The organism is Rhizobium sp. 01N447_2, assembly GCF_056399245.1.
In genome coordinates, this window is sequence record NZ_JBFTQY010000041.1 from 48,706 (window position 1) to 56,915 (window position 8,210).

The following is an 8,210-nucleotide window of genomic DNA, read 5'->3' on the forward strand; positions in this document are numbered from 1 at the left end:
CTGCCCGACCTGACAACGAGGAGGAGAACCCATGCCAGGCAAGAAAATCCTGATGCTCACCGGCGATTTCACCGAGGAGTACGAAATCTTCGTCTATCAGCAGGCGATGGAGGCGGTCGGCCACACGGTGCACGTCGTGTGCCCGGACAAGAAGGCCGGCGACATCCTCAGGACGTCGCTGCACGATTTCGAGGGAGACCAGACCTACACCGAAAAACTCGGGCACAACGTCACCATCAACAAGACGTTTTCCGAGGCTGAGAACCAGCTCGACCAGTATCATGCCGTCTACTGCGCCGGCGGGCGCGGACCGGAATATATCCGCACCGACAAGCGGGTGCAGGCAATGGTGCGTCATTTTCACGAGCAGAAGAAGCCGATCTTCACCATCTGCCACGGGGTCCAGATCCTGATTGCGGTCGACGGTGTCGTTCGCGGCAAGAAGGTGGGTGCACTTGGGGCCTGCGAACCCGAAGTCACCCTGGCGGGCGGGACCTATATCGACCTCTCGCCTACCGAAGCCTATGTCGATGGCACGATGGTTTCGGCCAAGGGCTGGACGGCGCTCGCCGCCTTTATCCGCGAATGCCTGAAGGTGCTGGGAACGGAGATCCACCACACCTGAGACGACGGCACCAAGGAACAAAAGGCCCGGCAGGTGACATCTGCCGGGCCTTGTTTGCGGTTGGGCCTGCAATCACCCTCCGCCGCGGTTCCAGCCGCGGCCACGGTCGCCGAACATTYCATAGCCGCCATCGGTGATGGCAAGCGTATCCTCCAACTTGATGAATCCGCGCTTTGGGTGAAGCATCGTCGTCTCGACCGAGATCACGTTCCCGGCTTCCAGCGGTTTGTCGGCATCGATGCCATCATAGGTGACGGGGTGGTTCGTCATGAGGAATGGCGCTTCGTGGGCAATGAGGCCCATGCCATGGCAGAAAAAGTCGGTGAAGGCCGCCGACGGCGAGGCCTTGAGCTCGGCCTCCGCTGCCACGATCATCTCCCTGCCCGCAGCCCCTGCCCTGACCTTGGCGAAGGCCGCTTGCTGGATGCATTCGACTTCGGCCAGAAGGTCCTCCAGCTCCGCATCCGGCTCGCCGAGCACACCCATGCGGCAGAGGTCACCAATATATCCGTGATAGTTGCCGCCGGAATCGATCGACAGGATCTCGCCCTCGACCCAGGCCTGCGGCGAGCCCGCGCGGTTGTGGCTGGAGCCGAGCGTCAGCAGGCAATATTCGAAGTGCAGGCCGCGGTTCGTTTCCTCCCGGCGCAGCTGCTCGATGATCTCCATCTTCGTCGAGCCGGCGCGAGCCGCCGCGATCGTCGCCAGCATAGAGTCGGTAATCAATTCGGAGGCGCGTCTCAGCTTTGCCAGTTCACCCGGCGTCTTGACGGCCCTTAGCCGCTCCAACACATGCGTGGCATCGACAAATCGAGCGCCATCCAGCCGAGAGGCAAGCAGGTCGCGGGCGTCGGATGGCAGGAAGGCTGGCTCGATGCCGATGCGCCCACCAGCCTTGCCGATTTTCTTCAGGTGCTCGACGGCGAGCCCGGCGGCATCCTGCGTGCCCCATGTCGCCGTATGCACGGCGGGCGTCCAGAATGGATTGTTCTGGTGCTCTGCGCCCTCCATGCGGTTCCCCACATAGGCGGAGTGATCGGGCGCGCCTTTCTCATAAATCACCATCGGCAGATACCGGCTATGCCCGATCGCATCCATGGCGGCGAAGAAGATGAACTTATAGCCGCCCATGAGATATTGCGTGTTGTGTTTGGAGGTGGCGACGATGACGTCGATACCGGCTTCCTCCATGAGACGGTCGAGCTTGGCCGTATCGAACGGCGTCACGGCGGCCTGCCTTGTTTGCCCTGCATTGTCGTTCATTGTCTTTCCTCCCAGAAAATGGATGCGACGCCTCAGAAGCCCGGCTGCAGCAGGCGGAAGTCCGGCAAATCGCGAAGCGCAAGCTCCGGCCCCGCCGGTGAGTAGACCACGAAGAGGAGCATCGGCCCGCCGCCGGTGTTCTTCGTCGAATGAAAGCGGCTTTCCGGAATATAGATCGTGCAGCCGCTGGCGACCTTTCGCGTGATCGGATTACCCGTCTCGTCCTCGACCATCTGCTCGCCCTCGCCGGAAATCACAAAAATGATTTCCTCCGCGCCAGGGTGATTGTGGCGGGAATGGCCCTCGCCGCTCGGCAGTTCGACGACACCGCCGGAAAACCGGCTGGCGCCGTTGACCTCGGGCGCCACAGTCAGCGACAGCTTGCCCCAGTCGAAGCCGAAGGCGCTCACGTCCTTCGGATAGATGAAGTACTTGTCCTTTACCATGAAACCGCCTCCTCCACATCCTTCTTCAGACGATCGCGCCGAGGGCGAGCGCCTTGAAATCTTCGGTCTGCTTGCGAATTGCCGCCTCTGCCGGCAGGCGCTCCATCGAGCTTGCGCCATAAAAGCCGTGGCAGCCAGGGCAACGCTCGAGAACGTAGCGCGCATCCTCCGGCATGGAGATCGGGCCGCCATGGCAGAGCACGATGACGTCGTCGCGCACGGAACGTGCCGCCTTGGTGATCGCGGTGATCTCATCGACGCAGTCATCGAGGGACTTGCCGGAGGTGGCCCCGATCGTGCCGCCGGTCGTCACGCCCATATGCGCCACAACGATGTCGGCGCCGGCGACCGTCATGGCGACAGCCTCGCTCTCGTTGAAGACATAGGGTGTCGTCAGCAGGTCGAGCCCGTGGGCGGTGGCGATCATCTCGACCTCCAGATTGTAGCTCATGCCTGTCTCCTCGAAACTCTGCCGCATCCGGCCATCGAAGAGGCCGATTGTGGGGAAGTTMTGTACGCCGGAAAAGCCCATTGCCTTGAGGTCGGCGAGGAAGCGCGGCATCAGCACGAAGGGGTCCGTGCCGTTGACGCCGGCGAGAACCGGCGTCTTTTTCACGACAGGCAACACTTCGAGCGCCATGTCCTTCACAATCTCGTTGGCATTGCCATAGGCCAGCAGCCCGGCCGCCGAACCGCGCCCCGCCATGCGGTAGCGCCCAGAATTGTAGATAATGATGAGGTCGATGCCGCCTGCCTCCTCGGCCTTGGCGGAGATACCGGTGCCGGCGCCGCCGCCGACGATTGGCACGCCGGCTGCGATCATGCTGTGAAATTTTTCGAGGATGGTCTTGCGCGGTATGGCTGGCATCAATTTGTCTCTCAGGGGTTGGCGATGTCACGATAGGCCGCGACGGCGGCCTCGGCGAAGTGCGGATCGTTGATATGCAGCGGCAGGCGAATAAGACGTCGCGATGCCGTCGGCTTCACCGTCGCCTCGAGCGCGGCAAAAAGCGCGGCGTCGGCTTGCGGATCGAAGAACGGACCGCCTTCGATGTCGAGGGCCGAAACGCCCTTTTCGGGAATGAGGAAGCGTACGGGGCCGTGGCAGAGATTGAGCTTGTCGCCGATCCAGCCGCCAATCTGCGCGCATTCGGCCGACGTCGTGCGCATCAAGGTGACGTTCGGGTTGTGGCGGTATAACAGCCGGCCGGCATAGCGCTCCGGAACGGTCTCCGGCGCCCAGAAGTTCACCATGTCGAGCGCACCGACCGAGCCGACATAGGGCAAGCCTTTGCGAGCAATGGCGCCAAAACGGTCCGAGGTGGCAGGCAAGACGCCGCCGAAAAGCAGGTCACAGACCTCGGTCGTCGTGATGTCGAGCACGCCTGAGACCAGTTCGCTGTCGGCAAGCTTCTCCATCGCGCGCCCACCCGTGCCTGTCGCATGGAAGACCAGGCAATCATAATCCGCTCGGAGGCGCTCGACCATGGCGGATACGGCAGGTGTGGTAACGCCGAACATGGTAAGCCCGAGGGCCGGTTTGGATGCAGTCACCTCAGCCGGCCGGCGGGCCATGGCCGTGATCGCCTGTGCGGCGTTGTGAAGGATGACACGGCTCAGCCGGTTCAGGCCCGCCATGTCCGTGACCGAGGGCATCATCACGATGTCGGAAACATCGACATAGGGCGCCACATCGCCGGATGCGAGCGTCGAGACCATGATCTTTGGCAGACCGAGCGGCAATTGACGCATGCCTGCAGTGATGATCGAAGTGCCCCCGCCTCCACCGATACCGATGACACCGGCGATGTCCTGGCACTCCGCGAGGAAGCGCGCGAAGGCAATGCCCATCGCCTCGACCGCCCTTCCGCGGTCCCCGCTGGCAAGAACGGCTTCCGCCCCGTCCGGATGGCACGCCGCCACTGCGTCGGCCTTCACATCGACGGCGGTCGCAGGCTCGCCTATGCCGACGTCGACGCGGACAACACCCCCGCCCGCCGCTTCGATGCAAGCGGCCAGGTACGCAAGCTCCTCGCCCTTCGTGTCGGCCGTGCCGACCACGTAGATCTGCTTCATTTCCCCTCCGCGACCGGGTGAATTCCTCCCGGCATATCTCACGTTCGGGGCAAAGCGACGGGCCCTTGCAAAATTGTGAGACGTGCGTATCATAAAGACATGGATGTCTCACGTCAACAGAACGAAACAGCCAGGACCGAGCGAGGCCCGCGTGCCCGAACGCGAAAACTGATGCTCGAAACGGCAACGCGGCTCATGCAGTCCGGCATCACACCGTCGGTAAGTGAAGTCGCCGAGGCTGCCGAAGTCTCGCGCGCGACGGCCTACCGTTACTTTCCGAGCCAGGCCGCGCTCGTGCATGCCGTGGTGGATGAGGCTCTAGGGCCGATACTCGGCTGGTCGTGCGACAGTCCGGATGCACGCACCCGCGTTGCCGACCTCTTGGCGACCGCGATGCCGCGCATCGACGAGTTCGAGGCCACCTTCAAGGCGGCGCTGAAACTTTCGCTGGACCAGTGGGCGCAGCGCCAGGCCGGCACGCTCGGCAACGAGCCGCTGTTCAAGCGCGGCCACCGGGTCGACCTGCTGAAGAGCGTGACTGCCCCCCTGCAGGGCACCGTGCCGCCCGAATCCCGGGAACGCCTTGCACAGGCTCTTTCGCTTGTCTTCGGCGTCGAAGTGCTGATCGTATTGAAGGATATCTGGGGCCTGACCTCGGAAGGCGCGCAGTCTGTTGCCGAGTGGGCCGCCAAGGCGCTAGTCGATACCGCATTACGGCAGGCAGAGAGCGAGGCATGACGTGGGGCGCCCACACTTGGCGCACCAACTGGTTAGACCAGTGTCAGTAATATATTCTTGTATTGTGGTCTGGATCGGCGATGATGATGAATGTGAGACGGTCCGACAAGACTGCGTCAGCAGGCCCGCAATTGCGGGGGAAAGACGTTGACACCTCGACGACGAGCCTTTGATGAAAGCTCTCCGAGGTTGCGCTTGACGATAATGGCATTTGGTAATACCAGATCAGGGAAACGACATTCAGGCTTGAGATCTGAAACGAGCTAGGGGTCGAGGAGGACCCCCAGCCCGAACACCACCCAGGAGGATCGGGAAGCCAGATCGGGAGGCCCGCGATGAAGCGGGAAGCGTGCATAAATGGGAGGAAACGTTATGCGCAAAACTATGACCGGTCTGTTGGCCGGTGTCGGATTGATGTGGGCCTGCGGAACGTCCGCACAGGCCCAGGAACTGACCATCTTCTGGGCCGAGTGGGACCCGGCAAACTACCTTCAGGAACTCGCCAACGAATATGAGGCTCAAACCGGCGTTAAGGTCACGGTCGAGACCACACCATGGGGCGACTTCCAGACCAAGGCCTTCACCGAGTTCAACGCCAAGGGTTCAGCCTATGACATGGTCGTCGGTGACAGTCAGTGGATTGGGGCGGCGTCAGAAGCCGGCCATTACGTCGATCTGACCGACTTCTTCACCAAGCACAATCTGACCCAGGTGATGGCCCCGGCAACGGTGAAATACTACTCCGAATATCCGTCGAACTCGAAAAAGTACTGGTCAGTTCCGGCCGAAGGCGACGCCGTCGGCTGGTCCTACCGCAAGGACTGGTTCGAAGATCCCAAGGAGATGGAGGCGTTCAAGGCCAAATACGGCTACGACCTCGCCCCGCCGAAGACATGGGCCCAGATGCGTGACATCGCCGAGTTCTTCCACCGTCCAGACCAGAAGCGATACGGAATCGCCATCTACACCGACAATTCTTATGACGGTCTCGTCATGGGTGTCGAGAACGCGATCTTCTCGTTTGGAGGCGAACTCGGCGACTACCAGAGCTACAAGGTCGACGGCATCATCAATTCCGAGAAGAACGTCAAGGCGCTCGAGCTTTATCGCGAGCTCTACGGCTTTACGCCTCCGGGCTGGGCCAAGTCCTTCTTCGTCGAGAACAACCAGGCGATCACCGAGAACCTGGCGGCGATGAGCATGAACTACTTCGCCTTCTTCCCTGCCCTGGTGAACGAGGCGTCCAACCCGAACGCCAAGGTTACCGGCTTCTTTGCCAATCCGGCAGGCCCGAACGGCGAGCAATTCGCAGCGCTCGGCGGCCAAGGCATATCGGTCATCTCCTACTCAAAAAACCAGGAAGAGGCGATGAAATTCCTCGAATGGTTCATCAAGGACGAGACCCAGAAGCGCTGGGCTGAACTCGGCGGCTACACGGCAAGCGCCAAAGTGCTTGAATCGCCGGAATTTCAGAACGCCACGCCTTATAATAAGGCCTTCTACGAGACCATGTTCAAGGTCAAGGACTTCTGGGCAACACCTGAATATGCCGAACTGCTGATCCAGGCGAACCAGCGCATTTATCCCTTCGTCACCGCCGGCCAAGGCACGGCGAAGGAAGTGCTCGACTCTCTAGCAGCGGACTGGAACGCGACGTTCAAGAAATACGGACGCAATAAATAGCAAACGCCATCAGCGGAGGGGCTCCGTCGCCCCTCCGTTGCATTCTGCATCTCGCGCCCAAAGGCGCGGTTCGAGAGGGCGCGGCGCCCGGAATTCACCTCGCGCATCGTGATGCTTTTTCCGGCATCCGGCGCCGACTCTCGGAGGAGGAGAGGATTGGCCACCGCAGTCATGACATCGCTGGACACGAAATCGCGTGCCGCATCTCGCGGCATGAGCGACATCCGAATTCGCAATCTCTTCATCATTCCGACGATCCTGTTCCTGATCGTCTTCAACATCTTTCCGCTGATCTATTCGCTCGGCTATTCCTTCACCGACTTTCGCGCCTCGTCGAACGCGCCGGCGAACTTCGTCGGGCTGCAGAACTACCGCGACCTGCTGAACGATCCTTTCATCTGGTCGAATTTCGCCATCACCGCGAAATATGTGATCGTCTCTGTGACGGGGCAGGTGATCGTCGGCTTCGGCACCGCGATGCTGCTCAACCGCGATATCCCGCTGAAGGGTCTTCTGACGACGCTGCTGCTGCTGCCGATGATGCTCTCGATGGCCGTGGTCGGCCTCTTCTGGAAGCTGCTCTACGACCCGTCCTTCGGCATCATCAACTACGCACTCGGCCTCGGCTCCTTCGAGTGGCTGTCGAATCCGGACATGGCGCTCTATGCGGTCGCAATCACCGACATCTGGATGTGGTCGCCCTTCGTGATGCTGCTGTCGCTTGCCGGCCTTTCGGCCGTGCCGAAGCATCTCTACGAGGCAGCGGCGATCGACCGGGCGGGCCCGTTCTATACCTTCTTCCGCATCACGCTGCCGCTGGTGGCGCCGATCCTGATGATCGCAATCATCTTCCGTACGATGGAGGCCTTCAAGACCTTCGACCTCGCCTACATCCTGACCAGCCAACCGACGACCGAGGTGATCTCCATCCGGCTCTACAAGATGGCCTTCCAGGAATGGCAGACGGGGCGCTCCTGCGCACTCGCCTACATCGTGCTCGTCATGGTTCTCGCCATCACCAACATCTACGTCAAGTACCTCAACAAAGTGAAGGAGCGCTGAGATGGCTGCCGTCCAAACCCGCTCCGAACGCGCGCTGAACCGGGTGGCGATCGCCGCCGTACTGGTCATCACGCTGATCTTCCTGGCGCCGATCTACTGGATCACCTCGACGGCCTTCAAGCCGCGCAACCTCGCCACCTCCATTCCGCCGACGGTGCTCTTCGAGCCGGAACTCTCGCCCTTCGTGAAGCTCTTCACCAAGCGCTCGCAATTGCGCGGGGCGCCGACTCCTGAAGAATATGCCGCCGCCCCCTGGTGGGAGCGGATGGTGTTCGACGGCGGCGAGAAGATCGTTCGCTCCGGCCGCGGCGAGGTGC

The 8,210-nt window shown here is 61.5% G+C and carries 8 protein-coding genes and 1 pseudogene; 5 read left to right on the plus strand and 4 right to left on the minus strand.

The window, feature by feature from the left end:
* The first annotated feature begins 31 nt into the window (after window positions 1-31).
* The gene (locus AC1ECN_RS24175; RefSeq protein WP_003562944.1) at window positions 32-625 is read left to right on the plus strand and encodes a DJ-1/PfpI family protein; all 594 of its coding nucleotides are present in this window, start codon (window positions 32-34) and stop codon (window positions 623-625) included.
* A 72-nt stretch (window positions 626-697) separates the two neighbouring features.
* On the opposite strand, the gene AC1ECN_RS24180 is transcribed toward AC1ECN_RS24175, so the two are convergent.
* From AC1ECN_RS24180 to AC1ECN_RS24195, 4 genes are read right to left on the minus strand one after another with little or no spacing between them, the layout of a single operon-like run.
* Window positions 698-1,888 (minus strand): M24 family metallopeptidase, encoded by a 1,191-nt coding sequence (locus AC1ECN_RS24180; protein ID WP_477954322.1) that lies wholly within the window; start codon window positions 1,886-1,888, stop codon window positions 698-700.
* 32 nt (window positions 1,889-1,920) lie between these two features.
* Complete coding sequence (locus AC1ECN_RS24185; protein ID WP_024319601.1) at window positions 1,921-2,334, minus strand: cupin domain-containing protein; 414 nt, start codon at window positions 2,332-2,334, stop codon at window positions 1,921-1,923.
* 25 nt (window positions 2,335-2,359) lie between these two features.
* Complete coding sequence (locus AC1ECN_RS24190; protein WP_477954324.1) at window positions 2,360-3,202, minus strand: phosphoenolpyruvate hydrolase family protein; 843 nt, start codon at window positions 3,200-3,202, stop codon at window positions 2,360-2,362.
* An 11-nt stretch (window positions 3,203-3,213) separates the two neighbouring features.
* The gene (locus tag AC1ECN_RS24195; protein ID WP_130689883.1) at window positions 3,214-4,410 is read right to left on the minus strand and encodes a Tm-1-like ATP-binding domain-containing protein; all 1,197 of its coding nucleotides are present in this window, start codon (window positions 4,408-4,410) and stop codon (window positions 3,214-3,216) included.
* Window positions 4,411-4,509: 99 nt separating this feature from the next.
* On the opposite strand from AC1ECN_RS24195, the gene AC1ECN_RS24200 reads away from it, so the two are divergent.
* From AC1ECN_RS24200 to AC1ECN_RS24215, 4 genes and pseudogenes are all read left to right on the plus strand, one after another.
* Window positions 4,510-5,148, plus strand: coding sequence for a TetR/AcrR family transcriptional regulator (locus tag AC1ECN_RS24200; protein WP_018482341.1), 639 nt, complete (start codon window positions 4,510-4,512; stop codon window positions 5,146-5,148).
* Between the two features lie 372 nt (window positions 5,149-5,520).
* Window positions 5,521-6,831, plus strand: coding sequence for an ABC transporter substrate-binding protein (locus tag AC1ECN_RS24205; RefSeq protein WP_018072906.1), 1,311 nt, complete (start codon window positions 5,521-5,523; stop codon window positions 6,829-6,831).
* A gap of 156 nt (window positions 6,832-6,987) precedes the next feature.
* Complete coding sequence (locus AC1ECN_RS24210; RefSeq protein ID WP_018072905.1) at window positions 6,988-7,893, plus strand: carbohydrate ABC transporter permease; 906 nt, start codon at window positions 6,988-6,990, stop codon at window positions 7,891-7,893.
* 1 nt (window position 7,894) lies between these two features.
* Window positions 7,895-8,210: pseudogene (locus AC1ECN_RS24215) on the plus strand (carbohydrate ABC transporter permease); the annotation flags it as partial.